Annotated in this window: 24 protein-coding genes and 1 pseudogene; 7 read left to right on the top strand and 18 right to left on the bottom strand. The window is 70.5% G+C overall.

The window, feature by feature from the left end; all coding sequences use genetic code 11:
- Positions 1 to 72 precede the first annotated feature (72 nt).
- Positions 73 to 477, bottom strand: a complete 405-nt coding sequence (locus tag ACFOWE_RS10535; RefSeq protein ID WP_377287033.1) for an SHOCT domain-containing protein — start codon at positions 475 to 477, stop codon at positions 73 to 75.
- A 443-nt stretch (positions 478 to 920) separates the two neighbouring features.
- Between ACFOWE_RS10535 and ACFOWE_RS10530 the strand changes: the two genes are divergently transcribed.
- On the top strand, positions 921 to 2,066 hold the full coding sequence (locus ACFOWE_RS10530) for an AI-2E family transporter (RefSeq protein WP_377287032.1): 1,146 nt from the start codon (positions 921 to 923) through the stop codon (positions 2,064 to 2,066).
- 111 nt (positions 2,067 to 2,177) lie between these two features.
- Here ACFOWE_RS10530 and ACFOWE_RS10525 read toward each other — a convergent pair whose 3' ends face one another.
- The 4 genes from ACFOWE_RS10525 to ACFOWE_RS10510 form a co-directional block, all read right to left on the bottom strand.
- Positions 2,178 to 2,360 (bottom strand): hypothetical protein, encoded by a 183-nt coding sequence (locus ACFOWE_RS10525; protein WP_377287031.1) that lies wholly within the window; start codon positions 2,358 to 2,360, stop codon positions 2,178 to 2,180.
- Between the two features lie 233 nt (positions 2,361 to 2,593).
- The gene (locus tag ACFOWE_RS10520; protein WP_377287030.1) at positions 2,594 to 3,115 is read right to left on the bottom strand and encodes a DUF7144 family membrane protein; all 522 of its coding nucleotides are present in this window, start codon (positions 3,113 to 3,115) and stop codon (positions 2,594 to 2,596) included.
- 316 nt (positions 3,116 to 3,431) lie between these two features.
- Complete coding sequence (locus tag ACFOWE_RS10515) at positions 3,432 to 3,965, bottom strand: LURP-one-related/scramblase family protein (protein ID WP_377287029.1); 534 nt, start codon at positions 3,963 to 3,965, stop codon at positions 3,432 to 3,434.
- 147 nt (positions 3,966 to 4,112) lie between these two features.
- Positions 4,113 to 4,406, bottom strand: a complete 294-nt coding sequence (locus ACFOWE_RS10510) for a hypothetical protein (RefSeq protein WP_377287028.1) — start codon at positions 4,404 to 4,406, stop codon at positions 4,113 to 4,115.
- A 511-nt stretch (positions 4,407 to 4,917) separates the two neighbouring features.
- Here ACFOWE_RS10510 and ACFOWE_RS10505 point away from each other — a divergent pair.
- From ACFOWE_RS10505 to ACFOWE_RS10495, 3 genes are all read left to right on the top strand, one after another.
- On the top strand, positions 4,918 to 5,412 hold the full coding sequence (locus ACFOWE_RS10505; RefSeq protein ID WP_377287026.1) for a DUF1269 domain-containing protein: 495 nt from the start codon (positions 4,918 to 4,920) through the stop codon (positions 5,410 to 5,412).
- Positions 5,413 to 5,549: 137 nt separating this feature from the next.
- Positions 5,550 to 6,065 (top strand): hypothetical protein, encoded by a 516-nt coding sequence (locus tag ACFOWE_RS10500; RefSeq protein WP_377287025.1) that lies wholly within the window; start codon positions 5,550 to 5,552, stop codon positions 6,063 to 6,065.
- Between the two features lie 119 nt (positions 6,066 to 6,184).
- Positions 6,185 to 7,585, top strand: coding sequence for an MFS transporter (locus ACFOWE_RS10495; protein ID WP_377287024.1), 1,401 nt, complete (start codon positions 6,185 to 6,187; stop codon positions 7,583 to 7,585).
- Positions 7,586 to 7,623: 38 nt separating this feature from the next.
- Here the strand turns inward: ACFOWE_RS10495 and ACFOWE_RS10490 are convergent, their stop codons facing one another.
- Positions 7,624 to 9,471 carry a glycoside hydrolase family 15 protein gene (locus ACFOWE_RS10490; RefSeq protein ID WP_377287023.1) on the bottom strand — a complete coding sequence of 616 codons (1,848 nt, stop codon included), beginning with the start codon at positions 9,469 to 9,471 and terminating at the stop codon, positions 7,624 to 7,626.
- Between the two features lie 279 nt (positions 9,472 to 9,750).
- On the opposite strand from ACFOWE_RS10490, the gene ACFOWE_RS10485 reads away from it, so the two are divergent.
- Positions 9,751 to 12,555 (top strand): cation-translocating P-type ATPase, encoded by a 2,805-nt coding sequence (locus ACFOWE_RS10485; RefSeq protein ID WP_377287022.1) that lies wholly within the window; start codon positions 9,751 to 9,753, stop codon positions 12,553 to 12,555.
- A 379-nt stretch (positions 12,556 to 12,934) separates the two neighbouring features.
- Here the strand turns inward: ACFOWE_RS10485 and ACFOWE_RS10480 are convergent, their stop codons facing one another.
- Positions 12,935 to 13,819 (bottom strand): NAD(P)-dependent oxidoreductase, encoded by an 885-nt coding sequence (locus ACFOWE_RS10480; protein ID WP_377287021.1) that lies wholly within the window; start codon positions 13,817 to 13,819, stop codon positions 12,935 to 12,937.
- A 126-nt stretch (positions 13,820 to 13,945) separates the two neighbouring features.
- Between ACFOWE_RS10480 and ACFOWE_RS10475 the strand changes: the two genes are divergently transcribed.
- The gene (locus tag ACFOWE_RS10475) at positions 13,946 to 14,950 is read left to right on the top strand and encodes a GlxA family transcriptional regulator (RefSeq protein WP_377287020.1); all 1,005 of its coding nucleotides are present in this window, start codon (positions 13,946 to 13,948) and stop codon (positions 14,948 to 14,950) included.
- A 114-nt stretch (positions 14,951 to 15,064) separates the two neighbouring features.
- Here ACFOWE_RS10475 and ACFOWE_RS10470 read toward each other — a convergent pair whose 3' ends face one another.
- Positions 15,065 to 15,895, bottom strand: a complete 831-nt coding sequence (locus tag ACFOWE_RS10470; RefSeq protein ID WP_377287019.1) for a hypothetical protein — start codon at positions 15,893 to 15,895, stop codon at positions 15,065 to 15,067.
- A 147-nt stretch (positions 15,896 to 16,042) separates the two neighbouring features.
- On the bottom strand, positions 16,043 to 16,474 hold the full coding sequence (locus ACFOWE_RS10465; RefSeq protein ID WP_377287018.1) for a Uma2 family endonuclease: 432 nt from the start codon (positions 16,472 to 16,474) through the stop codon (positions 16,043 to 16,045).
- Positions 16,475 to 16,579: 105 nt separating this feature from the next.
- Between ACFOWE_RS10465 and ACFOWE_RS10460 the strand changes: the two genes are divergently transcribed.
- Positions 16,580 to 17,497 (top strand): DUF6891 domain-containing protein, encoded by a 918-nt coding sequence (locus ACFOWE_RS10460; RefSeq protein ID WP_377287017.1) that lies wholly within the window; start codon positions 16,580 to 16,582, stop codon positions 17,495 to 17,497.
- A 110-nt stretch (positions 17,498 to 17,607) separates the two neighbouring features.
- Here the strand turns inward: ACFOWE_RS10460 and ACFOWE_RS10455 are convergent.
- The 9 genes and pseudogenes from ACFOWE_RS10455 to ACFOWE_RS10415 form a co-directional block, all read right to left on the bottom strand.
- A pseudogene (locus ACFOWE_RS10455) lies at positions 17,608 to 17,697 on the bottom strand (DNA-binding response regulator); the annotation flags it as partial.
- A 237-nt stretch (positions 17,698 to 17,934) separates the two neighbouring features.
- Entirely contained in the window at positions 17,935 to 18,516 is a 582-nt protein-coding gene (locus tag ACFOWE_RS10450; protein WP_377287016.1) for a dihydrofolate reductase family protein, read from the bottom strand.
- A 65-nt stretch (positions 18,517 to 18,581) separates the two neighbouring features.
- Complete coding sequence (locus ACFOWE_RS10445; protein WP_377287015.1) at positions 18,582 to 19,421, bottom strand: AraC family transcriptional regulator; 840 nt, start codon at positions 19,419 to 19,421, stop codon at positions 18,582 to 18,584.
- A 214-nt stretch (positions 19,422 to 19,635) separates the two neighbouring features.
- Complete coding sequence (locus ACFOWE_RS10440) at positions 19,636 to 20,181, bottom strand: hypothetical protein (RefSeq protein ID WP_377287014.1); 546 nt, start codon at positions 20,179 to 20,181, stop codon at positions 19,636 to 19,638.
- On the bottom strand, positions 20,178 to 21,275 hold the full coding sequence (locus tag ACFOWE_RS10435; RefSeq protein ID WP_377287013.1) for a helix-turn-helix domain-containing protein: 1,098 nt from the start codon (positions 21,273 to 21,275) through the stop codon (positions 20,178 to 20,180). Before ACFOWE_RS10435 ends, ACFOWE_RS10440 begins: the two co-directional genes overlap by 4 nt.
- A gap of 329 nt (positions 21,276 to 21,604) precedes the next feature.
- Complete coding sequence (locus tag ACFOWE_RS10430; RefSeq protein WP_377287012.1) at positions 21,605 to 21,904, bottom strand: helix-turn-helix domain-containing protein; 300 nt, start codon at positions 21,902 to 21,904, stop codon at positions 21,605 to 21,607.
- A complete protein-coding gene (locus ACFOWE_RS10425) occupies positions 21,901 to 22,254 on the bottom strand; it encodes a type II toxin-antitoxin system RelE/ParE family toxin (protein ID WP_377287011.1) in 354 nt (117 codons plus the stop codon). The genes ACFOWE_RS10430 and ACFOWE_RS10425 overlap by 4 nt, the downstream gene beginning before the upstream one ends.
- 292 nt (positions 22,255 to 22,546) lie before the next feature.
- Entirely contained in the window at positions 22,547 to 23,071 is a 525-nt protein-coding gene (locus ACFOWE_RS10420) for a type II toxin-antitoxin system RelE family toxin (RefSeq protein ID WP_377287010.1), read from the bottom strand.
- A gap of 2 nt (positions 23,072 to 23,073) precedes the next feature.
- Positions 23,074 to 23,385, bottom strand: coding sequence for a hypothetical protein (locus ACFOWE_RS10415; RefSeq protein WP_377287009.1), 312 nt, complete (start codon positions 23,383 to 23,385; stop codon positions 23,074 to 23,076).
- Positions 23,386 to 23,519 lie beyond the last annotated feature (134 nt).

The following is a 23,519-nucleotide window of genomic DNA, read 5'->3' as shown; positions in this document are numbered from 1 at the left end:
CACCGCGACCGGTGCGGAACGACACGGCACCGCGACCGGTGCGGAACGACACGGCACCGCGACCGGTGCGGATCACACCCCGGCGAGGACCTTGGACTTGGCCCGCTCGTACTCGTCTTCGGTGAGGTCGCCCCGGCGCTTCAGGTCGGCGAGCCTGACCAGTTCGCCGCTGGTCCCCGATCCGGTGCTCCCCGAACCGGCGGTCTCGCGCACGTAGGCGCGGAACGCCTCCTCATTCGCCTGCAACCGCATCATCTCGCGCTGGCCCATGCCCCTGCCACGGACGATCAGGTAGGCGAAGACCCCGACGAAGGGCAGCAGGACCAGGGCGACGGTCCAGCCGGTCTTGCCCCATCCGCTGAGGCTGTCGTCGCGGAACAGGTCACCGATGATCCGGAAGAGGAGCATGAACCAGAGGATCCACATGAAGAACACGAGCATGGTCCAGAAGAGATCGAGAAGGGGGTAGTCGTCCATCGCGGCGCTCCTTTCGATCATGCCGCCTGGCGGCCGACCCGCCGGACGGTCACCCGCGGGTGCGCCTGCCTCCGGCCACGCCAGCCCATTTTGAGCCTTTTATGGCTATATGCCCGTTATTCCCTGCTCTCCTGGGCCCAACCGCGGCCGGTCTTTCTTCCCTGACGGCGCCTGCGCGCGGGACCGCCCTCCTGGCCGCGCCCGCCGCCCCATCGGTGCGCGGGCCCGCCGACGAGCCGACCGGTCGGCAAATCCCCGGCCGAGGCAGGCGGTCCTTGTACGTTGAGTCACGTCATCTCAGCGTCCGGCGCGACCCGGTCGCGGACCCGACGCCGGACGCGCGCAGAGCCACGCCCGGCACCCGCGCACCCCGCCGAGGCCGTTCGCGCCGTCATCCCGTACGGGCCCGCCGGAGGGGGTGGTGCCGAGATCCCTGGAGGGTCATGGAGAAGCCGGTGGAGCCGCGCGACGAGAGGCCCGCGGTGCAGGTGCTGCTCGCGCCCGCGAACATCTGGCGCGCCGGGCTCGTCATGGCGGCCGTCGTCGCCACGGTGCTCTTCGTGCGCTTCGTGCTCGTCGACGCGGGGTCGCTGGTCGCCATGCTGGTGATGGCGTGGTTCCTCTCGCTGGCCATGGAGCCCGCCGTACGCCGCCTGTCCCGGCGAACCCGACGCGGTACGGCCACGCTGCTGGTGATGACGCTGTTCATCCTCGCCGTGGTGGTCTTCTTCGTCCTGTTCGGCAGCCTGTTCGTGCGGCAGGTCGCGGTGCTGCTGAAGGCGCTGCCCGGGATCGTCGCCGGCGTCGTCGACTGGCTCAACGCCCGCCTCGGCACGCGCTACGAGATCTCGGACATCCTCGCCTCCATCGACCTGACCCCGCAGCAGGCGGCCGAGTACGCGCAGGGCGCGCTCAGCGGCGTGCTGGGCCTGCTGGGTACGGTGACGGGGGTGGTGTTCAACATGTTCACCCTGCTGCTGCTGACGTTCTACTTCTCGGCCGACGGACCGAGGCTGCGCCGCTGGCTCGCGCAGTTGCTGCCCGGCCGCTTCCAGCAGGTCTTCATCAGCGTCTGGGACGTGTCCACGATCAAGACCGGCGGGTACGTCTCCTCCCGGCTCATCCTGGCCGCCGTCAACGGCACCGCCTCGGCTCTGGTGTTCCTGGCGCTCGGCATGCCGTCCTGGCTCGCGCTCGGGGCGTGGACGGGCCTGGTCGCCCAGCTCGTGCCCACCATCGGCACCTACATCTCCATCGCCCTGCCGGTGGTGGTGGGGCTGGTCTCGGCCCGGCCCTGGATCGGCCTGGCGGCGCTGGGCTGGGGCGTGCTGTACCAGCAGGTGGAGAACCTGACGCTGGAGCCGAAGATCAGTTCACGGGCGGTGGACATCCACCCCGGGGTGTCCTTCGTGGCCGTGATCCTGGGGGCGTCGCTCTTCGGCGCGATGGGCGCCCTGCTGGCCATACCCGTGGTGGCCATGCTGCTGTCGCTGGTCGACACGTTCGTCACCCACCAGGAGCTGCAGGAGGCCGCGGCCGCAGGACCGCCCCCGCCGGCGGGCGGGGGGAAACCGGCGCCGCCGAAGTGACACCCCGGAGCAGGACGACGGAGCAGGACGACGGAGCAGGCCGCACCACGGGGCAGGGTGGTCCTGTGCCGTCGCGATCGGCCGCCGGGGCCTCCGCGGACCCCGGGCGCGTCACTCCGCGGACGCCTCCCACTCACGGCAGGGCCGCAGCGCGTGGTGACGGTAGATCATGCCGACGGCCTGCGCCGTGGCCTGGGCGTAGACCCCTTCTCCGGCGGGGCCGCACAGGCAGTCGGCCGACTCCTCGTGACCGACGACATCGTCGAGCGGCCGGATGTGGACCACCCTGTGCACCGCGCCCTCCCTCACCTCACCCACGGACCTGGTGCATTTTAATGGCATTTGTCCGTTTAGTGGAGATGGTGGGTGCAGGCGCTCTCCTGCCTGAGCCTCCTGATCGATCCGTGAACCCCGCGCCGCGAACCCGCCCCGTCCGGGACGGCGCGGCACGTCCTCCAGACGAAGAAGCGTCACCGGCGCCGGCATCGTCCGTGCCGCCGCCGGTGACGCTCCCGGCCCTGGAACGCCTACAGGGCGTCGGCCCTGTCGAACGTCTTCATCTCCCTGCCGTGGACGGCCAGCGCGTAGATGACGAGGACGTCGACGGCGATGACGATCATCGACCAGAACGGGTAGGCGGGGAACCAGGCGAAGTTGACGAGCGCCTGGATGGAGGCCAGGACGATCCCGACCACCCGGCCCCAGGTCTTGCCCGCCATGACGGCGGCGCCGGCGAGGAAGACGACCACACCCATGATCAGGTGCGTCCATCCCCAGGTCGTGTAGTTGACCGGGATCGCCAGGTCGCCCGAGGTGACGAGGTAGAAGTCGGTGTTGAAGATCCCTACCAGGCCCATCATCGCCTGGAAGCACCCCAGGATCATCATCCCGATGCCGGCGAACATCACCCAGCCGACCCAGCCGGTGGGCCGGGGCTCCTCCCTCGGGAGCGTCGTCTGCGCCCAGTCCGTCTGGCGCGACTGGGGCGCCGCCGCCGGAATGTGGTCCCGGGACGCCTGCTGCGTGCGCGCGTAGCGTGGTTCTTCCATGATCAGCCCCCTCCGCACGGTGGAGCTTCCGGGGGGTCCGCCTTCGCGGTCGCGCCTGTACGCCTGCTTCGTCCGTGCGCTGTTCGGGAATTCAGCGGTTCGAGCGGCTCAGGTGCCCGCCCGCCACCACTCCTTCTTTCCCTTTCTACCCAGCGCCTTCCACACCCTTCGCATACTTCTCCAAGAACACGCAAATTGGGCGTGACTTCGATTTTGGAACCGGACCCTCGGGGCTCTCTCCAGCCCGCAGGCTCCACCCCGCAGGCCCGCACCGGCCGCGGCCGGCCGTGCGGCGGGGCCGCCACGACGAGGGCCCTCAGCCCTCGTCCCGGTCAGAGGACTGCGGGGTGAGCGCGTCGGCGCACACCGCGACGGCCAGGAGCAGGACATCGTCGTGGCCCTGGGCGATCGAGACGCCGTAGGCGTCGTGGGCGTGCACCCGGCGCCCGGAGACCTGCGCCACGGCGGCGCCGCCGTGGCTGATGGTGTAGTCGTGCTCCGCGACGTCGCCCTGCAGACGCAGTTGCCCGCCCTCTTCCAGTTCGACGCTCATCTGGCTGCGGAGTCCGACGAGGTTCTCGTGCAGGGTCGCCACCGTCCGCCCCTCGCGCTCGATCACCATCGTCTCGCGCACACGCAGGACACGGCTCCGGGCGCGCAGCAGCTCCTGCCCGGTGGCGTCCTCGATCGTGAAGTCCTTGCGCAGGCGCAGGAGCGTGCCGGCGACGTGGAAGACCGGCTGCCCCAGGCCGTTGCCGATCCAGAAGTCGCCACTGAAGGCGGCGGGGCGCCGCTGCACCAGGTAGTCGGTGGTCAGCGGCGCGGGCGACCCGTCGTGTCTGCCGAACATCGCGATGTCCTTGCTGCCGGTGCGGGTACGGCCCGCCGCGCCCGCGTGATCTCGGTCGGTCGGCTGAGGCGGTGCCGGGCCGGCGGAGAGGCGGCCGTCCAGGCCGGTCGGCCCGCCTCTCCGGCGCGGCCGGCTCGCGGAGCGCCGTCAGCCCCGGGGGTAGCCCGGGAACCGGCGGCGCTGGGTCGCGGCGCCTATCCAGTGGAACAGGTCCAGCAGGACCGCCAGCGCGATCCAGAACCAGTCCCCTCCCCTCAGCCCGATGCCGGGGATGTACATGACGACGTACATCAGCGTCGTGAACGGCAGGAGGAGCAGGCCGAGCAGGGGCCAGATCCACGTGTCGAAAGCAGCGCTGACCAGGGCCGGGCGCGCCACCCAGATGATGAACACGGCGAGCCTCGGGAAGAGCCCCGCGAAGACCGCGAACAAACAGCCCATGGCACCCCGCCGGCTTCCGAACCGAAAACAGCCTGAACCTGAATGCAGCGGATCATTCCCGGACCGGCGCCTTTCATTTTCAATGGACCGCAATAAAAGGTGATTTATTCTTTTGTTTCCTTCCGGAAGACCCTCGAAGGGCGGGACGCGCCCGAAGAGCGCACCCGTCTCTCATGGAGTCTTTTTGCCTGTCCGCGGCGCTCACCGGGCCGGGGAAAGGGGAGCACCAGGAACGCGAGGAGGGGGATGGACGGTCTCCGCCGCCGCGCGACGCACCTGCGGCGGGCGCGCGACGGCAAGGGCGTCGGCCGAGCCGCCATGCCGCGACCGGCCGATCGTCTCCGGAGCGCGGCCGGGCGGCGACCCGTCCTCGACCAGCGCCGGATCACTCCGCCTCGGCAGCGGCCCTGCCCGGAAGAAGAGCGGTCGCGGCTTCACATATCCGGGACCGCCGCCCGGCCCGGGCGGCGGTCCCCCTCACCGACGCAACCGACCAGGAGGAACAAGCCCCATGAGCAACCTCATCGCCATCGCCTATCCCGACGTCACCACCGCTGTGGAGGTACGTGACCGCCTGCTCGACATGCAGCGGCAGAACCTGATCATGATGGAGGACATGGCCGTCGTCGAGCGCCGCCCCGACGGCAAGATCAAGCTCCACCAGGGCGCGGGCCTGACCGGCCTGAGCGCGGCCGGCGGCGCGCTGTGGGGCGGTCTGATCGGGATGCTGTTCTTCATGCCGCTCTTCGGCATGGCACTGGGCGCCGGCGTCGGCGCGGCCACCGGGGCGATGGCCGACATCGGCGTCAACGACGACTTCATGCGGCAGCTCTCCGCCAAGCTGGAGCCCGGCATGGCCGTGCTGTTCGTCCTGGTCGTGCGGAGCACCCCGGACAAGGTCATTCCGGAGATCAGGCCGTACGGCGGGCACATCCTCCAGACGTCGCTCAGCAACGAGGAGGAGACGCAGCTGCGCGAGGCGATGGAGGGGATCGGCGCCCGCTAGGCGGCGCCGGGCGCCGGCGTGCCCCGGCGGGCGAGCCCGCCCCGCCGCGGGCGCGAGATCTGGGAACCCTCCGTCAAGGCCGGTCCGGCCACCGTGGGAGGCGCTGTGGGAGGCGCGGAAGCGCTGTGGGAGGCCCTGTGGAGAGGTGCGATCCGGGCGGGCCGGCCCGCCCGCGGACCGGCGCCATCCACCGGGACTACACCGGCGCCGTCTACGGCTCGCTGCTCGCCGCCTCCGTGGTGGTCGGCGCCGGGACGCTCGGCAGGTTCCCGCGACTGGAAATGATCATATTGCTGGTGGGCACCGGGATCGTCTTCTGGGCCGCCCACGTGTACGCCCGGCTGTTCGGCGCCCGCATGGTCTTCCGGACCATGAGCGCGGCCGAGGTCCGCAGGGCCTGCGCGGAGGAGTGGCCGATCGTCGAGGCGGCCGTCCCACCGGCCGTCGCCGTGGCCGTCGGCCCGCTGCTGGGGCTCGGCGCGCAGGGCACCGCGTGGCTGGCGCTCGCGGTCGCCGTGGCCGGGCAGGTCGGCTGGGCGGCCACGGCGGCGGTGCGGATCGGCGCCCCTCCGCGGATGGTGGTGGTCACGAGCGTGATCAACCTGCTGCTCGGGCTGGTCGTCGTGGCGCTGAAGGCCGTACTCCACCACTGACCGGACCCGCCCGCCGTTCCGGCCGGTGCGGCTGATCGATGTGAGGTGACCATGCGCAGGCGGAGGAGGCACGTCCTCACCCCGGACGTGCACCGGGCGGCCGGCGGACGGGGTGGGGAGTGACCAGGGCTCCCACCGCCCACGGCCGGGCCGCCGCCTCGCGACGGCCGCTGGCGCCGCTCGCCCTCGCCCAGTTCATCTGCAGCTTCGCGGGCTCGAACATGAACGTGATGATCAACGACATCGGCGAGGACCTGGACACGACGGTGCAGGGCGTGCAGGGCACGATCACACTGTTCCTGCTGATCATGGCGGTGCTCATGATCCCCGGCAGCAAGCTGACCGACCGCTGGGGCCGCAAGCGCTGCTTCCTCGCGGGTCTCGCCCTGTACGGGACCGGCGCCCTGATCAGCGCGTTCTCGCCCGGTCTCGGGGTGCTGATCCTCGGCAACTCGGTGCTCGAGGGGGTGGGTACGGCACTGCTGATCCCACCGGTCTACATCCTCGCGACGATGGCCTACGACGACCTCCCCTCACGCGCCCGGGCCTTCGGCGTGATCAGCGGACTGGGCGGAGTCGGGGCGGCGGCGGGCCCGCTGATCGGCGGGTTCATCGCCACGGCCATCGACTGGCGGGCCGCGTTCCTCTTCCAGGCGGCGGTCGTCGTGCTGATCGTCTTCCTCAGCCGGCGGCTCGTCGATCCCGTGGCGCCGGATCCGGAGCGCCCCTTCGACGCCGCCGGGGCGGTTCTGTCGGCGGCCGGCATGTTCTTCGTGGTGTTCGGAATCCTCCAGGCCGATGACGACGCCGCGCGGATGGGGATGTTCCTCGCCGCGGGGGCCGTCCTGCTGGCCTGGTTCTTCCTGCACATCCGCTCCCGGGAGCGCGCGGGGAAGGAGCCCCTGCTGTCGACGGGACTGTTCCGGAACCGCACGTGCAATCTCGGCCTCGTCACCCAGAACATGCAGTGGCTGATCCTCATGGGGACGTCGTTCACCGTCTCCGTCTTCCTCCAGACGGTCCGCGGGTACAACGCGATCGAGACCGGTGTCATCTTCACCGCGGCGACCGTGGGCGCCCTCGTCTCCTCACTGGCCGCGGAACGGCTCGCCAGGAGGCACTCGCAGAAGGCACTGATCTCGGCGGGTTTCGCCATGGCCGTGGCGGGGGTCGCGATCCTGCTCGCCCTGGTCGGGGCATCCTCACGGGTCGTCGCCTTCACGCCGGGACTGCTGCTGATCGGCCTGGGCGTGGGCGTGATGCTGACCCCGTCGGTCAACGTCGTGCAGTCCAGCTTCCCCGAGGAACTGCAGGGCGAGATCTCCGGGCTGTCACGCAGCGTCTCCAACCTCGGCTCGTCGTTCGGCACGGCGATCGTCGGAACGATCCTCGTCTCCGGGCCGGCCGGGGGGAACCGCTCCTACGCTCTCGCCATGGTCGCTCTCGCGGTCTTCGCGCTGGTCGGTCTCGCCGCCTCCGTCGCTCTCCCCTCCGGTCCGAAGCCGCCCAGGTCTGCGTAGCGGCCCCCCGGGCCGTGCCGTACCCCGGGCCGTGCCGCCTACCGTCCGCCCGTCTCGGCGCGGTCGAGCTGCTCGTCGAGGGCGATGGCCGCGGCGACGAGCGCCAGGTGCGTGAACGCCTGCGGGAAGTTGCCGAGCTGCTCGCCCGACGGGCCGATCTCCTCGGCGAACAGGCCGACGTGGTTGGCGTAGGTGAGCATCTTGTCGAAGGCGTAGCGGGCCTGCTGCAGCCGCCCGGAACGGGCCAGGGCCTCGACGTAGAGGAAGCTGCACAGGTTGAAGGTCCCCTCGCAGCCGCGCAGCCCGTCCGGGGAGGCGGCGGGGTCGTAGCGGTAGACGAGACTGTCGCTGACCAGCTCCCCGTCCATGGCGTCGAGGGTGCTCAGCCACGCCGGATCGCGTGGGGAGATGAAGCCGACGCGGGGCATGAGCAGGAGCGAGGCGTCCAGCACGTCGGTGGCGTAGTGCTGGACGAAGGCCCGCCGCTGCGGGTTCCAGCCGCGGTCGACGATCTGGCCGAAGACGGCGTCGCGGACGCCCGTCCACCGGGCGAGGTCGGCGGGGCGCGAGTAGGCGGTGGCCATGCGGATGCCGCGGTCGAAGGCGACCCAGGTCATCAGGCGGCTGTAGGTGAAGTCCTGACGGCCGCCGCGGGTCTCCCAGATGCCCTCGTCGGGGCGGTCCCAGGTGCCGGCCAGCCAGTCCAGCAGACCGGCGAAGGACCGCCAGCCGCGGATGCCGCCGATCTCCTGGGCCTGGGCCAGGGCGTCGGCGGCCTCACCGTAGATGTCGAGCTGGAGCTGGTCGGCGGCCGCGTTGCCGGCCCGGACCGGCGCGGACTTCCGGTACCCCTCCAGGTGGTCGAGGACCTCCTCCGTCAGGTGGGGGTCTCCGTCGATCCGGTACATGATCTGCAGGGGCTCGCCCGAGGCGGTGCCGCCGGCGTCGAGGCGCTCGCGCAGCCAGGCGCGGAAGGCCTGGGCCTCCTCGACGAAGCCGAGGTCGATCAGGGCCCGGACGGACAGGGACGCGTCGCGGATCCACGTGTACCGGTAGTCCCAGTTGCGCTCGCCGCCGATCTGCTCCGGCAGGCCCATCGTGGCGGCGGCGATCGGCGCGCCGGTGGGCGCGTAGGTGAGCAGCTTGAGGGTGATCGCCGAACGGTTGACCATGTCGTGCCAGCGGCCGCGGTACCGGGACGCGCGCAGCCAGTCGTGCCAGAAGGCGCGGCAGGACTCGGCGCCGCGCCGCACCTCGTCGGCGGTGAGGGGGGCCGCGGCGTGGCCGCCGTTCTCGCCGGCGCCGCTCTCCGTGGTCAGGGCGACGAAGGCCGTCCCACCGGCCTGGAGGGTGAAGTCGGCGATGACGTCGTCACCGTCCGGGCGCAGCGTGAGGGAGGGGTCGGCCTGCAGGTGCAGGTCCGTGCCCGGGCCGCGGAAGAGGGCCGAGCCGTCGTCGAGGAGGGTGAGGGTGTGCGGCGCCCGCCCGTAGTCGAAGCGGGGACGGCAGGCGAGGGTGAAGGGCAGGGTGCCGCGGACCACCCGGACGGCCCGCACCAGCCGGTGCCGGGTGGAGGGGGTCCTGGACGGGTCCGGCTCCATGAAGTCGGCGACCTCTCCGACGCCGTCGGGAGCCATGAAGCGGGTGATGAGGACCGCGGTGTCCGACAGGTAGAGCTGCCGGACGGTCACTCCCGCGACGCGGCCGGAGTCGACGGCGAGCCGGCAGTACCCGCCGCGTTCGCTGTCGAGGATGGAGGCGAAGATGCTCGGGGAGTCGAACCGGGGCGTGCACCACCAGTCGACGGTGCCCGTCCCGGAGACGAGCGCGGCGGTCTGCAGGTCCCCGACCATGCCGTGGTCCGCGATCTGCGGATAGTCGTCCATGGGTTCCTCCGTCGTTCGCAGGGCATGCCGGGCGGCTGCCTCCGGGTCCGCCGGGTGACCGGCCGCCGAGGGGACGGAGCAGTTCCTTCCAGGCTAACCACGGGACGTGCCGCGGAGCCGTCCCGGGGGCGGCCGGGAACCCGACCCGGCCACGTGACTAGAAATGTGACAAAAAGGGCATTTAGCACTTATTTCCACTCAACGACCGCCCTGTGAGGAGGGCTCCGCACCGGGCGCCGAAGACACAGAAGACACTTCTCACGGTGGAGGACGCAGGCGATGAGCAGGACGGGTGTTTCCATGGTCCGGGGTCACGCGCCCTCCACTCCGGGGGAGGCGGCCGACCGGCCCACCTGGCACCAGGCCGACACGGCGACCGTGGTCCGGGAGTTCGACGTCCGCCCGGACCGGGGCCTCAGCACGGAGGCCGCCCACGACCGCCTCCGCTCCCACGGCCCCAACAGACTGGCCGCGGGGAAGAAGGAGTCCGTCCTGCAGGCGTGGCTGCGCCAGTACCGGGACTTCATGCAGATCGTGCTGCTCGCCGCCGCCGTGATCAGCCTGATCGTCACGCGCGACATCGGGACGGCCGCGGTCCTCGCCGGGCTCACCGTCTTCAACGCGGTGATCGGCCTCCGGCAGGAGGCGAAGGCCGAGGAGAGCGTCAAGGCGCTCTCCCGGATGATGAAGACGGTCGCCCGGGTCCGCAGGGACGGCCAGGCCGTCGAGGTCGACGCCGCGGAGCTCGTGCCGGGCGACGTGGTGCTGGTCGAGGCGGGTGACCGGGTGCCGGCGGACGGCAGGATCTGCGTCGCCGCGTCGCTGGAGATCGAGGAGGCCGCCCTCACCGGCGAGAGCCTGCCGGTCGCCAAGGGGACCGATCCGGTGCCGGGCGAGGACGTGCCGCTCGGGGACCGCACCTGCCTCGGATACATGAACACCTCCGTCACCCGGGGACGGGGGGAACTGATCGTCACCACGACCGGGATGGACACCGAGATCGGCCGCATCGCGGACCTCCTCGCGGGGACGGAGGCCGAGAAGACGCCCCTGCAGAAGCAGCTGGACTCGCTGTCGAAGATCATCGCGACGATCGCGGGCATCGCCCTCGCGCTCGTGGTCGTGCTCGGACTGCTCCGGGACAGGCCGTTCGACATCCTGTTCATCACCGGTGTCGCCCTCGCGGTCGCCGCGATCCCGACGGGACTCCCGGCCGTCGTGACGGCACTGCTGTCGATCGGCACGCGGGAGATCGCCCGCCGGAACGCGATCATGAAGCGCCTGCCGGCGGTGGAGACGCTGGGCTCCACCTCGATGGTCTGCTCGGACAAGACCGGCACGCTGACGCTCAACAAGATGACGGCCCGGGAGCTGGTGATCCCCGGCCACAACCGGTTCACCGTGTCGGGCGAGGGATACGGCACCGACGGCGAGATCAGGCACGTCGGCGGGGAGCACTTCGCCCTCGATCCGTACCTGCTGCCGATGGTCCTGTGCGCGGACGCCGTACTCGACGGCGAGAACCTGGTCGGGGACCCGACGGAGGGCGCGCTGATCGTGCTGGCCGCCAAGGGCGGCCTCGACATCGAGGGCACGCGCGGCGCCCACCCCCGCGTCGGGGAGGTCCCGTTCGACGCGGCCTACAAGTTCATGGCGACCTTCCACGAGATGACCGGCGCGGACGGGAGACCCGTCGTCCGCTGCTACGTCAAGGGCGCCCCCGACGTGCTCATCGCCCGCGCGAGCACGTACCGCGCCCCGGACGGGTCGCTGGTGCCGGTGACGGACCGCAACCGCCCGCTCGCCCTGGAGGCGAACGACCGCATGGCCAGGGCCGGCGAGCGGGTCATGGTGGTGGCCCAGCGCGATCTCGACCCGGCCGCGTTCGACCGGGGCGGCGATCTCATCGGCCTGGTGCGGGACCTGACGCTGCTCGCGATGGTCGGGATCGTCGACCCGCCGCGCCCGGAGGCGAAGGCCGCGATCGCCGAGTGCGGGGAGGCGGGCATACGGGTACGGATGATCACCGGTGACCACGTGACGACCGCGGGCGCGATCGCCGCCGAGCTCGGCATCCCCGGCCGGGCGATCACCGGAGCCGAGTTCGCGTCGCTGACCGACGACGAGCTCCGCGAGCGGTTGCCGGACATCGGGGTCGTCGCGCGGGTGGCGCCGGAGGACAAGCTGCGCCTGGTCCGGCTGCTCAAGCAGACCGGCAACGTGGTGGCCATGACGGGCGACGGGGTGAACGACGCTCCCGCCCTGAAGGCGGCGGACATCGGGGTGGCGATGGGCATCACCGGCACCGAGGTCTCGAAGGAAGCCGCCGTGATGATCCTCACGGACGACAACTTCGCCACGATCGTCGGCGCCGTGGAGTACGGGCGCTCGCTCTACGACAACCTGCTGAAGTATCTGCGTTTCCAGATGTCGACCCTGGTCGCCTACATCGCGATCTTCATCGGGGCGGCCCTCTTCGGGATCGCCGGCGGCATCCCGCTCACCCCGCTGCAGATCCTGTGGGTGAACATGGTCGTGGACATCCCGGTCGCCGTCGCCCTGGGATTCGACGAGCCGACGCGCGGCCTGATGAGCCGGGCGCCCCGGCCGGTCGGCGCACCGGTCCTGTCCCGGGCGAACTGGGTCAGGCTGTGCGTCCAGGGGCTCGCGATGACGGCCGGGTCGCTGGCCGCCTACCGGATCGGCGAGAGCGGGCAGGGCGCGCTCGCGGCCTCCACCATGCTCCTGACCACCCTCTCGCTCTTCCACGTGGCGGCCGGCCTGCTGGCCCGCGACCAGACGAACACGATCTTCTCCCGCGCGGCCGTACCGGGCCCGACCCAGCTGCACAGATACGCGCTCGTGCTGGTCCTGGTCGTCGCGGTCACCGAGATCGGACTGCTGCAGCGCGTCTTCTCGACCACCGGTCTGAGCGTCACCCAGTGGGGGGTGTGCCTCGGGCTCGCGGCGGGTCTCGTCGTGCTCGAAGAAGCGATCAAATCCGTCCTCCGGCGCCGCGGTCACGCGAACCACGCGGACCACGCGGACCACGCGGACCACACGGCCGCCGGGGAGCGCCGCTGAACGCCCAGACCCCGGGCCCGGCTCCGATCGCAGGCCCACCGGCTCCCGGTGTGGGCGGCCCTCGCCGGGACCGCGGGTCCTCCGCCCTTCCGGAGGGGAGCGGCCCTCGCCGGGACCGCGGGTCCTCCGCCCTTCCGGAGGGGAGCGGCCCTCGCCGGGACCGCGGCGCCGTGGAACATCCCTGCGCCACCGTGTGCGGGACCGCGGCGCGGATCGGAGGCGCGATCCTATGCGCTGCCGCCGTACCACTGCCACCGCGTGCGCCGGGGCGTTCCGGGGAGCGGGATGCGGCCCGTACACCACAGCAGGGTGTCGGACGGGTCATGTCCAGGCGGGGCGTCCGGGAAGAGGCGGGCGAGGGCGGTCTCCGGCACCGCGGTCATCGGCCGCCCTCCGGGCTCCGCAGGACCTCGATCACGCTCGCGTAGCTGTCGGAGCCGTGCCCCGCCGCTCTGGCCCGCTCCATCGTGTGCTTCAGCAACTCGGGCAGCGCGTTGTCGACGCCCCGGGCCGCCGCGGCGTGGATGAGGTGGTCGATGGCGGCGATCTGCACGTCGACGGTGGCGTCGTCACCCGGGTAGAGACCGGCGTCCACCTGGGGCGCGTACGCGGTCATGAAACCGGCCACGGCGGTCAGCCAGCGGACCGCGAAGGGGGTGAAGGCCCCGGCCTCCGTCTTCTCCGCGCAGACCAGCGCGGTGCCGTGCAGCCAACCGGTCAGGGTGGACCACATCAGCCCGAGCAGAGCGGCGTCGTAGAGGGACGCCAGGCCCGGGTCGACGCCCAGGTGCACGGGGTCGCCCAACGCGGCCAAGGTGGGCCGGTGGGTTCGGAATGCCTCGGGCGAACCGCTGTAGAGGAACATCGTCTCCGGGCTGCCGACACCCGGTGGAGTCGTCATGATGGCGCCGTCGAGATAGCCGGCGCCGAGCGAGCGGGCCCACGCGGAGGTCTCCCGGGCCTGCTCCGGAGAGCCTGAGGTGAGGTTGACCAGGGTCCTTCCTCCGAGGGAGCCGCCGACGGGTTCCAGGACGCCGTGCAGCGCCTCGTGGTCCAGCACGCAGGCGATGACGAGCGGACTCGCCGTGACCGCCTCCTCCGGGGTCGCGGCGGGGCGGGCCCCCCGCTCCGCCAGCGCCTCGGCTCTGCGCGCCGTACGGTTCCACACGGTGGTCGGGTGGCCGCGGTCCAGCAGTGCGGCGGCCAGTGCCGAGCCCATCGAGCCCAGCCCGATGACGGTCACGGCCGGGTGGTCAGAGGTCATCCACGTCTCCTTGTTGGTCCGCCGACGGCGGTCGATCATGCGGGGACCACGTTCCCAGCGGGCCGCGGTCCGCGACAGTGACGGGGATGACGGGTGTCACCAAATTCCTGCCATAGGCTTCGGATCATGAGTGCCGGTTCCGTCGCCGTGGTCGTGACCGAGGACATCGACGTGCCCTCCTGGGACCTGTACGAGCTGAGCATCCCCTGCACCGTCTTCGGCAAGCCCCAGCCCGATCTCGCCGATCCCTGGTACGACCTGCGGCTGTGCGGGACGGGCGAGCGGCCGCCGGACGACCGGAGCGGCCTGCCCGGATCACGGCTGACGGTGCGAACCGGTTACGGGCTCGACGGCCTCGCCGGCGCGGACACGGTCATCGTGCCCTCGGTTCCCGACTCCTGCGTCGAGGAGGGCGCGCCGCTCCCGCCCGGGCTGGTGACGGCCCTCCGCCGGGCCCATGCCGCCGGCGCCCGGATGGTGTCCCTGTGCACCGGCGCCTTCGCGCTCGCCGAAGCAGGGCTGCTCGACGGACGCCGCGCCACCGCCCACTGGATGCACACCGCCCAGCTGGCCGAGCGCTATCCGAAGGTGCGGGTCGACGACTCGGTGCTGTACGTGGACGACGGCGACGTGCTCACCAGCGCCGGGCTGACCGCGGGCCTCGACCTCTGCCTCCACCTGGTCCGCCGCGACCTCGGCGCGCACATCGCCAACCAGCTGGCCCGCCGGATGGTGGTCCCCGCCCACCGGCCCGGCGGCCAGGCGCAGTTCATCGACCTGTCCGTGCCCGCGACCGATGACGAGAGCCTGGGTCCCGTCCTGGAATGGGCCCTCGCGAACCTGGACCGGCCCCTCACGGTCGAGGAACTGGCGCGGCGGGTCGCGATGAGCCCCCGGACCTTCTACCGGCGGCTTCGGGCGGCCACCGGGATGACACCGCTGCAGTGGCTGCTCAACCAGCGCCTGGCACGCGCCCGGAGCCTGCTCGAGTCAACGGACCTGCCGATCGCGAAGGTCGGGGAGCTGAGCGGGCTCGGCACCGCCAACAACCTCCGCCACCACTTCCTCAAGCAGCTGGGAGTGTCTCCGGGCGACTACCGGCGGGCCTTCCCCCGCGCGATGAACGGCTGACCGGACCGGTGGCGCCGGCTCTTCCGCGGCCCCGGTCGGGGGATGCGCTCCTGCGGTGGACGTCACCGCAGGAGGCGACGCCGGCCCAGGAGGATCCCGGACCGGAGTACGGGCTCAGCCCAGGTCCGCGTGGTCGACCCGGTCGCCGGCGGGCGGGGCCTTGATGACGCTGGGCGAGCCCCATCCGCTGAACCGCGTGTCAGTGATCAGGCCACCGTGTAACGAGTCCTCGAGGTCGGCGGGAAGCACCCATGAGGTCGTCAGGCGGCGCGGAAGGTTCTCCGTGTCGAGCCAGAGCCTCCAGCGCACTTCGACCCTGGCGGCGCGAGCGCTGGGACGTTCGGCGAACAGCTCACGGAACGAGGGCGAGACCGCGTAGAGGCTTCCCGTGGTGATGGAGCCCTTGTGCAGGACGGTCCTCGCGCCGCCGACGACCCCGCCGGGCGTCTTCGCCGCCGTGGTCGCGAGCACCTTCCGGAGAGTCGCCGGCTCGAAGACGTTCAGGGGCCGGTAGGACGCCCGCTCCGGAGGAGACGGCGGGTCGTCCATGCGCACCCAGGTCTTCCCCTCGGGAAGCTTCTTCGCCCAGCCCCCACCACTGGCGTATTCGATTCCGCCCACATTGCGGAACCGCCCGAGATCACGACGGCGGCCGGCGTCGACCACCGTCTCGGTCCACTCGGACGCGGCGACCCGGCCCTTCCCGAACGCGAACCTCCCGCGCACCTTGTAGAGCACGCCGCCGACCACCTGGGCGGATTCGACGATGCTCACACCGCGTCCCGGGACGAGCTGGGCCCCGAGCGCGACCACGGGGCCGGCAGGGGCGCTCTGCGCGGCGGCGACAGCGGGTACGGTCGGGGCGCTCTGCGCGGCGGCGGCAGCGGGGACGGTCGGCGCCGACGCGAACAGCACGGCGGTCACCACGATGGCCGGTCGTCTCATTCGGATCCTTCTCTCGAAGCATCAAGATCCGAAATGGTACGGCACGCCGCAGGCCGTACACACCGGATCATCGTGATCGGTTCTGCTCAGAACTGCAGCTCGGCCCAGTCGATCGTGAGAGGGATCGGATCGCTGACGGCGGGAGCCTCACCGGGCTCGTCCTTCATGAAGGTGCCGATGTGCTTGTAGAGCATCGCCGCCCGGTCCAGCCGGTAGCGCTCGATGACCGACACCCCGGTCCGGTCGAGCCGGACGATCCAGGCACCGGTAGAGCGTGACGTCGGGCCTGCGGTTGAGCAACGGCACGTCCCTCAGCCGCAGGTCGACGTCGTTGTCCACGGTGAGGCACTCGTGCCCGTCGCCCATCGCGGCGCGGGCGTACCGCTCCAGCAGGTCGGCCAGTCGTCTACCGGCGGTCTGATGATCGGGCGTGGGCACCGCGCAGTAGACCACGTAGCCGTCGACGATCTCGATGGCCCTGGCGATCTCCTCGGGAAGCGCCTCGTACTCCTCGGCGGTGACGCGGGCGGGCTGAGGACGGATGCTGAGAAGCCAGCTGTCAGCCGGCAGAGCTGTCATCCGGCGCCTCCTCGTCACGGTCGGCTCGACGAGCCAAGCCTACGGTCTGCCCTGCCGGAGTACCGGAGCAGCCGGATGACCGCATCCTGTGCCAGAGTGACCGGCATGCTCGCGATCACCGTACGGACAGAGGACGGCCACCGGCACGTCCGGGCGGACGCCGGGACGCTCACCGGACTGGTCGACCGGCTGGGCGGCCGGCACGGCAGGTTCCTGGTCGTCCAGCGGATCCCCGACCTGCCCGAGGTCTTCATCCAGGTGTGGCACGAGGACGGAGAAGACTACGTGCTGGAACACCGTGACGGGGCGCCCGACCGGCACTTCCAGGCGACGCTCGGCGGACCCGGGCCGGTGATCGCGGCCATGATCCGCTGGGCCCGCCAGGAGGACGGCTGGGACTCCGGGCTGGACTGGACCCCGTTGGACCTGGGTCTCCCCGAGCCTCCGCCCCCGCTCGAACTCGACGAGGACGAACGGGAGCGACTCGAGGCGCGCATCCGTGAAGTGCTCGTGGGCGGTTACGCGACGCGGGCGCGACTGGCCGAGCTCGCGCAGGACCATCTCGTCTCAGGCGACCGCCGGCCGGTCTCCCCCGAACAGGCACGCCTGCTGGTGGACCGGATATGGCTGGACCGTGTCGAGGAGCAGTCCTCCTGGCAGGGGGAGACGGACCCGGAGCGGCTCAGCCGGGCCTTCGCCGCCCTGGAGGCCTCGGGCATCACGGCGCGGGAGGACTTCACCTGCTGCCGCTCCTGCGGTCAGTCGGAGATCGGGTCCGCGGGCTCGCCGGACGCCCGCGGCTACGTCTACTTCCACAGCCAGTGCACGGACTCGGCCGCGGCCGGACACGGGCTGACACTCCTGTACGGCGGGTTCGACGGCTCACCGGACACGACGGCGGCCATCGGCCGGGAGATCGTGGCCGCGCTCGGGAGAGCCGGCCTTCCGGTGGAGTGGGACGGCGATCCCGCACAGGGCATCACCGTCACCCCTCTCGACTGGCGCAAACGCCTCACCGGCTGAGAGAGCGCGTCCTCGCGGTGAAGACCGTCGCCGGAGATGACCACGGCTCGCTTCGGGCAACAGGTCCTCCCCGCCCGTTCAGGATCGAACACCGCGGCCGGCAGGGCCGGTCAACCGGCGGCCGACGAGCCGCCCGGGGAGACCAATCCGGTTTCGTAGGCCGGCACGACGGCCTGGACACGGTCCCGGAGGCCGAGCTCGTGACCCGGATGCGTCGGTGACCGCCTGAGCCTCACCCCGGAGAGCCCGGGGACGCCCGGGGACGCCCGGGGACAGAGCCCCGGTCCGCTGCGGGCCCTACTCCGGCCTCCGGCGGGCTCGAAGACCGCCTCGTTCACTCCCCGGCAGGCGCGACACCGACCGGGCAGAAGACCCCGGTGCCCACGAAGGTGCATCCAGGTGATCCCTGACATGAGCAACGATCCCGCTCGGATCGGTCACCGGCGCACCCGGTAGCGCAGGTGGAGCACCCGGTTGCCCTGGATCACCACATCAGGGTCCTCCAACAGGTGCTGCGCGTCGACCGGCCCGAAGTAGCGCTTGCCGGACCCGAACACGACGGGTACGACGTCCATGCGCACCTCGTCGACGAGCCCCGCGGCCAGCATCTGGCCGCCGACGTCACCGGCGGCGACCTCGACCGTGCGGTCGCCCGCGAGCTCCTGCGCCCTGGCCATGGCCGCCTCGACACCGTCGACGAAGTGGAACGGCGCCTCGGGGTCCCAGCCCTCGGGCCTCGGCCGGTGCGACACGACGACCACGTGGTCGATCCCGCCCGGCGGCTTCCCGTCCCAGCCGTCCGTCAGGTCGAAGACGTGGCGGCCGACGATCGTGACCCCGATCTGGTCCCAGTACGCCCGGGTGTAGTCGTAGGAGGTCTGCGACACCTTCAGCTCACCGCTCTCGTCCAACGGGACGTCACCACCGGACAACCAGTCGAACAGCGGTCCGGGCTGGTCGTTCTCGTCCGCGATGAAGCCGTCCACCGACACCGAGCCGTACATGACCACCTTGCCCACGGGCTCTCCTCTGCTTCGGGGTGCCCTCAAACTAGCGTGGCGTGCGCTGTCGCTCTTGTAAGAAATCAATCGGCCGGCAGCGGCCAGCCGTCCATCACGTGGCCGGGATGTTCGCGCAGGAACCGCCGCCGGACCTCGACGTACCGCGTCGGCGTGAGCCCGGTGAACGCCCGGAACTCGTGGCCGAAGTGGGCCTGGTCGAAGTAGCCTGCGCCACCGGCGAGGTCGCCCCAGTCGATCGGTCCGGCGGGATCGATCGCGAACACGGTGGCGGCGAAGCGGTGGGTGCGGGCCAGCCGCTTCGGCGTGACGCCGATGATCTCCTTGAACCGCTGTGCCAGATGAGTGCTGCTGACACCGGCTGCCACGCTCAGGTCGCCGATCGCCACCGACCCGCCGGTCGCCGCGATGACGCTGCTCGTATGGCGGACCAACCCCAGGCCGACGGTCTCGCGCAGCCGCCGCATCAGCTCCTGCTCGAGCAGCGTCAGCATCTCGTGCGGTCCGTCCGCCGTGGCCAGCCGGTCCCGCAGCTCAGCGATGGCGGGCCGGCCCCAGACCTGCTCCACCGTCACCGGCCGGTCACACAGCTCGGCCGCGGGCATCGGCAGGAACGGCGCCGGCCCCCACGGCTTGAAGTGCACGCCGACGGACCGGGTCCCCGACGGGTAACCGAACTCGAAGGCGCGGGTGGGTGTGGTGACCACGCAGCCGTCGGCGTACTCGGCCGTCTCGATGTCGGTGCCGGCCCGGATGCGGAACGGCGCCCCGAGGTTGACGATGAGCAGCGCCGCCGGCATCGGCGGCAGCGTCAGCCGGGCGTACGGCGGCGCGCCCTCCAGGTAGTAAAGGTCGTCGACCAGCCCGTCCAGCGGCGGCCGCGGCACTCTGGACACGTACTCCACACGTCACAGCATCACCGATGCCCAGGCGGACCGCCAGGTCGCCGTAGGCCGTCGATCGCGGACGATGTCATACGAGAAGGCGTGTCTGTCAGGCCTCGCCGGAGGTCGGGCCGACCGGGTACGAGACGCCGGTCCCTACGAGCGTGTCCTCATGTGACCCTGTGCCCGGCCGCGCACATCGTGAGCCGATCACGGCATGGGCCCGGCAAGAGGATCAGACAGCGCCGTTGCGCCGGACATAGGACCCGAAAGTCGAACCAGAACATGGCAGGCGCATGCCCGTTGCCCTCAAGGCCTCCACGATATTGCCGGCAGCCACTTCGTTGAGCTTTCCGTCCCGGCACGCGCGAGCGAGCAGCCACACGGTACCGTGGACCTCCAGGCCATGCGTCCTGCCCACCGCTACAGCCTCACGATCATCGGTGATGGCGATCCCGCGGGATAGTTCGGCCGCCGAGAACACGCTGGCCTCTCCCAGGTCGCGTTCCGAGGATCCGATGCGCTGCACCCACTTCGCGAAGCATCTGATCTCATCCAGGGAGTCGAGCCTCGCCAGGCCGAGCCAGTTCGCATCCAGCACCGCCTGGAGGATCGGATACGCCTGACACCCCTCGCGTATCTCCTCCCGAACCACGTGGGTGGTGAGGCAGGTGACGCCTACCAGCAGATCCCGAAGCACGTCCAGACGTTCCGCCCGAGCGAAATGGTTCAGGCACATCGCGTCGAACACCAGGACGGGGTCCGGCTCGGCGCCGTTCAAAGCTCGAGATCCGCATCGTCACGCAACTGCAGGTCGGCCGTCGTGATCTGGCCTCGCATGAGCTCGACGGCGCGCGACGCCGTTATGCGCGACTTCTTGAAGGACTCCATCACCGCATGCGCGAAGCCCGGAGGCACTCGGACCGTTTCCAGATCAGGCTGCGGCGCCCATCCGACCGCTTCCATCAGCTCCGCACGTGTCGGGTTCCGCCTGCGCATTTCCTTAGCGGCGCCCTTATCGATGATCTCCGCTTCAACGGCCTGCCGCACGGTCAACGACCAGGAGGTCCTGAAACGTGCAGCAAGGGCCACCAGATCCTCTCGCTTCGCCACCGGACCCGGGTGAGCCGTACCGCGGAAGACTTCCAGTGGGAGGAGGAGCTCCGCAGCGAAGGCATCGATGATCGTCTCCCTGTCGTCACGCGAGACGTGGACGCCTATGTCAGTGGAGTACTCGTCTCCTACGATCAGATGCCCCAGTTCGTGAGCCGCGGTCGCACGGCGACGCCCAGGATCGCCATGCCTGCTGACGACCGCCACGGCAAGGTCGTCCTCAACCAGTGAAGCGCCTTCGCCCGGTGCCTCGACCACCGCGACCAATTGCCCTAGCTGTTCGCAGACGCTCATGAGCGAATCGATGGGGTCGAGTCCGACCCCGAGCCGATTCCTCACCCAAAGCGCTGCACGGCGAGCACCCGGCGCATCATGAATCGCCTCCGGGTACCGCTCCATCGCAGGCGGGGAGAACTCTCCCAGCGCTACGAGCTGCTGGATGTCGGCCAGCCATGTGGAGAGGGCCACTTCCAAACGGTAGGACTGCCGTGCCGCATCGGTCACCGTGTCATCGGCGAGTTCCGCGCGGCGGGAGATGACAGCGGAGGGCGGATTGAGAAAGTAACCCAGCGGAACCTGGAGCACAGATGACAACTGAGCAAGCTCAAGCGCATCGACCCGGCGTACTCCCCGTTCGATCTTCGCAATCATCGTCCGGTCGAGTCTCAGCGCGGACGCAAGCTGCTCCTGGGACATGTCTGCCGCCATACGACACTCACGTACGCGCTCACCGATGTCCGCCCAACCCTCAGGCCTCTTCATGGTGCGATAATCGCACACGGGTAGGAGAGGGCGCGAGAGCCGAAAGCCGAGCCTGGGCAATCGTTACCCCAACAACCCTCCGCCCCCTGTGATGCATATGCCCTGATCGCCGGGCTTCTCATCCGTTATGGGAACCCAGCCGCCCGGCCCGTCCACAGGCAAGGCGCGAGGAGCGCACCCGCAGATCACAGGCACGCTTCCCAGCGTCGACGACGATGCCGGTCACTCCCCGGCAGGAGCGATACCCACCGGACAGGAGACGCCGGTGCCACCGATGCCGCAGCGACCGGAGAGCCATGAGGCAAGATCCGGAGTGCTCCTGAAACCTCTCAGGCGGCTGGAGCCTTCGGTGTCAGACGGACCTCGACCTCCGCGTCCAGAGCGCGTGCCAGACGTTCCAGAACCGGCAAGGTGGGGATGGTCCCGCCCGCCTCGAAGCGGGCCACCGCGGACTGGGTCATGCCGGCCTCCCGGGCCAGGTCGCTCTGACTCCACCCCCGCCCCTCGCGCATCGTCCGAACCGTCCTGCCCAGCTCATAGGCGATACGTGCGGCCTCATACGCCTCGACCGCACCCGGCTCGGCCATCCGACGATCCCTGAGCTCCCGCCAGCTTCCCTGTTCGCTCATACCACTTCTTCCTCGTCAACGGTGTGCGCCGACTCGATGCAGCGACGCACGGCCCGCCGAGCCCGATCGATCTCCCGATCATCACGTGCCCGCGTCTTGTGGAACACGGTCAGAAGCACGATCCGGCGACCGGGCGCGATCCAGTACGTGATCCGCATCGCGAACTCGTCGAGCTGGAACCGGAGTTCGCGCAGCTTGCCTTCCAACTGCTTGGTGTAGGGCTCACCCAGCAGAGGCCCCTCCGCCGCAAGAAGATCGACGTAGAAGGCCGCCCTCGCGAACAGCGCCGAAGGCAGGTCCTCAAGCCACTTGCGAACTTCTGGCTCCAGTTCCACGGTACCCCAGGTCATAGCATCGATGCTATGGGGCGCCGCTCTCCCACACTCTGTTTCCACACGGATGCGTTGGGCGAACGAGCGCGGTCTCCAACTCCCACCGCGGTGACGCGAGCCGTACTGGAACGGCCTCCAGAGCAGGCGCAGCGGCACCCGGGCGGCCGCCGTTCCTCCGGCACCGTCAGACCCGTCGGGCAGGACCACTCGGACGGGTCACCCCGCTTGACGTTGGCGCCATCAGGGCTGCAGCGACCCGGGTCGGTTGGATCCGAAGCATGCCTTCCCGCTCATGGACAGCGGGCGCGGGCTAACGAGGGTTCGAACGGAACTCCGCCCAGAGATCGACGGCCTGCTCCAGATCGAGCGCCGCCACCTCCTCGCGGGTCATGCCCGCGGTGTAGATCAACCGATCGGCGAGCCAACCGGGAACCGGCTCCCGTGCGGGCGGCGCGTCGACATGAAGGTGATCGGTCAGGGCTCCGAGACGGTCGACGACCTCGCCGAGACGGACAACTTCAGGGCGTGAGCCACCCGCTGCCCGAACCCGCGCCTTGGCTTCGGCGTACACCTCGGCGTCGGCCCTCTCCCCGACGGCCCAGATCTCGCAGACCTCGATCACCTTGTCATCGGTGATCCGATAGACGACCCGCCAGGTGTTCCGGTTCCGGCCGACGACGAGCTTGCGGAATCCAGTCAGCTCCCCACCGAGCGGGTAACCGGCCTCGGGGTTCTCCAACAACAGGAGGATCTTCTTGAGGATTCTGGGTACGACGTCCGGGCCGATTCTACGGAGATCGTCGATGGCCGGATCGGTGAACACGACGTCGGACACCGTCAGTCGTCCTCATCCGGGATCGCGGCCAGCGACTCCCGGGTGTGACCGAAGGCGGAGAGCACGTCGTCGATCGGCGTCCGCCGCCCGGTGTCCGTGGCCGCCCGCACGAGAACCAGGGCCAGATCACGCAGGTCCGCCGCGGCCTCCTCCAGCTCGTTGAGACGCCGGATACTCACGACGGCGGCCACCGGCTGATGTCGGCGGGTCACGACCAGATCGGCTCCCTGTTCTGCGTCCGCCACCAGCCGGGCCACTCCGCGTTGCGTGGCCTCGGTGACGGAGAGTTCGGCCGCATGGTGGAGAGCAGTCATACAGAAACTATATAGAAAACTACACAGAATAGCCAGTGCTGCGGACAGAGCCTCGACGGGTGAGCACAGACAGGAGATCAGAGTCTCGCGACCGCTTCGACATCAGTCCCCTCGACACCCGGAAAACGAACGAG

It is taken from the genome of Planomonospora corallina, assembly GCF_042650625.1.
Taxonomy (GTDB): domain Bacteria; phylum Actinomycetota; class Actinomycetes; order Streptosporangiales; family Streptosporangiaceae; genus Planomonospora_B; species Planomonospora_B corallina.
The sequence above is the reverse complement of the archived record's forward strand: the minus strand, read 5'-3'. Positions and strand labels throughout refer to the sequence as shown.

Coding starts and splice junctions, on each gene's coding strand:
- ACFOWE_RS10470 (WP_377287019.1), bottom strand. CDS start 15,895: ATGAGACGACCGGCCATCGTGGTGACCGCCGTGCTGTTCGCGTCGGCG.
- ACFOWE_RS10475 (WP_377287020.1), top strand. CDS start 13,946: ATGAGTGCCGGTTCCGTCGCCGTGGTCGTGACCGAGGACATCGACGTG.
- ACFOWE_RS10430 (WP_377287012.1), bottom strand. CDS start 21,904: ATGAGCGAACAGGGAAGCTGGCGGGAGCTCAGGGATCGTCGGATGGCC.
- ACFOWE_RS10515 (WP_377287029.1), bottom strand. CDS start 3,965: ATGTTCGGCAGACACGACGGGTCGCCCGCGCCGCTGACCACCGACTAC.
- ACFOWE_RS10505 (WP_377287026.1), top strand. CDS start 4,918: ATGAGCAACCTCATCGCCATCGCCTATCCCGACGTCACCACCGCTGTG.
- ACFOWE_RS10485 (WP_377287022.1), top strand. CDS start 9,751: ATGAGCAGGACGGGTGTTTCCATGGTCCGGGGTCACGCGCCCTCCACT.
- ACFOWE_RS10460 (WP_377287017.1), top strand. CDS start 16,580: ATGCTCGCGATCACCGTACGGACAGAGGACGGCCACCGGCACGTCCGG.
- ACFOWE_RS10510 (WP_377287028.1), bottom strand. CDS start 4,406: ATGGGCTGTTTGTTCGCGGTCTTCGCGGGGCTCTTCCCGAGGCTCGCC.
- ACFOWE_RS10480 (WP_377287021.1), bottom strand. CDS start 13,819: ATGACCTCTGACCACCCGGCCGTGACCGTCATCGGGCTGGGCTCGATG.
- ACFOWE_RS10520 (WP_377287030.1), bottom strand. CDS start 3,115: ATGGAAGAACCACGCTACGCGCGCACGCAGCAGGCGTCCCGGGACCAC.
- ACFOWE_RS10535 (WP_377287033.1), bottom strand. CDS start 477: ATGGACGACTACCCCCTTCTCGATCTCTTCTGGACCATGCTCGTGTTC.
- ACFOWE_RS10490 (WP_377287023.1), bottom strand. CDS start 9,471: ATGGACGACTATCCGCAGATCGCGGACCACGGCATGGTCGGGGACCTG.
- ACFOWE_RS10435 (WP_377287013.1), bottom strand. CDS start 21,275: ATGAAGAGGCCTGAGGGTTGGGCGGACATCGGTGAGCGCGTACGTGAG.
- ACFOWE_RS10425 (WP_377287011.1), bottom strand. CDS start 22,254: ATGACCTGGGGTACCGTGGAACTGGAGCCAGAAGTTCGCAAGTGGCTT.
- ACFOWE_RS10415 (WP_377287009.1), bottom strand. CDS start 23,385: ATGACTGCTCTCCACCATGCGGCCGAACTCTCCGTCACCGAGGCCACG.
- ACFOWE_RS10465 (WP_377287018.1), bottom strand. CDS start 16,474: ATGACAGCTCTGCCGGCTGACAGCTGGCTTCTCAGCATCCGTCCTCAG.
- ACFOWE_RS10530 (WP_377287032.1), top strand. CDS start 921: ATGGAGAAGCCGGTGGAGCCGCGCGACGAGAGGCCCGCGGTGCAGGTG.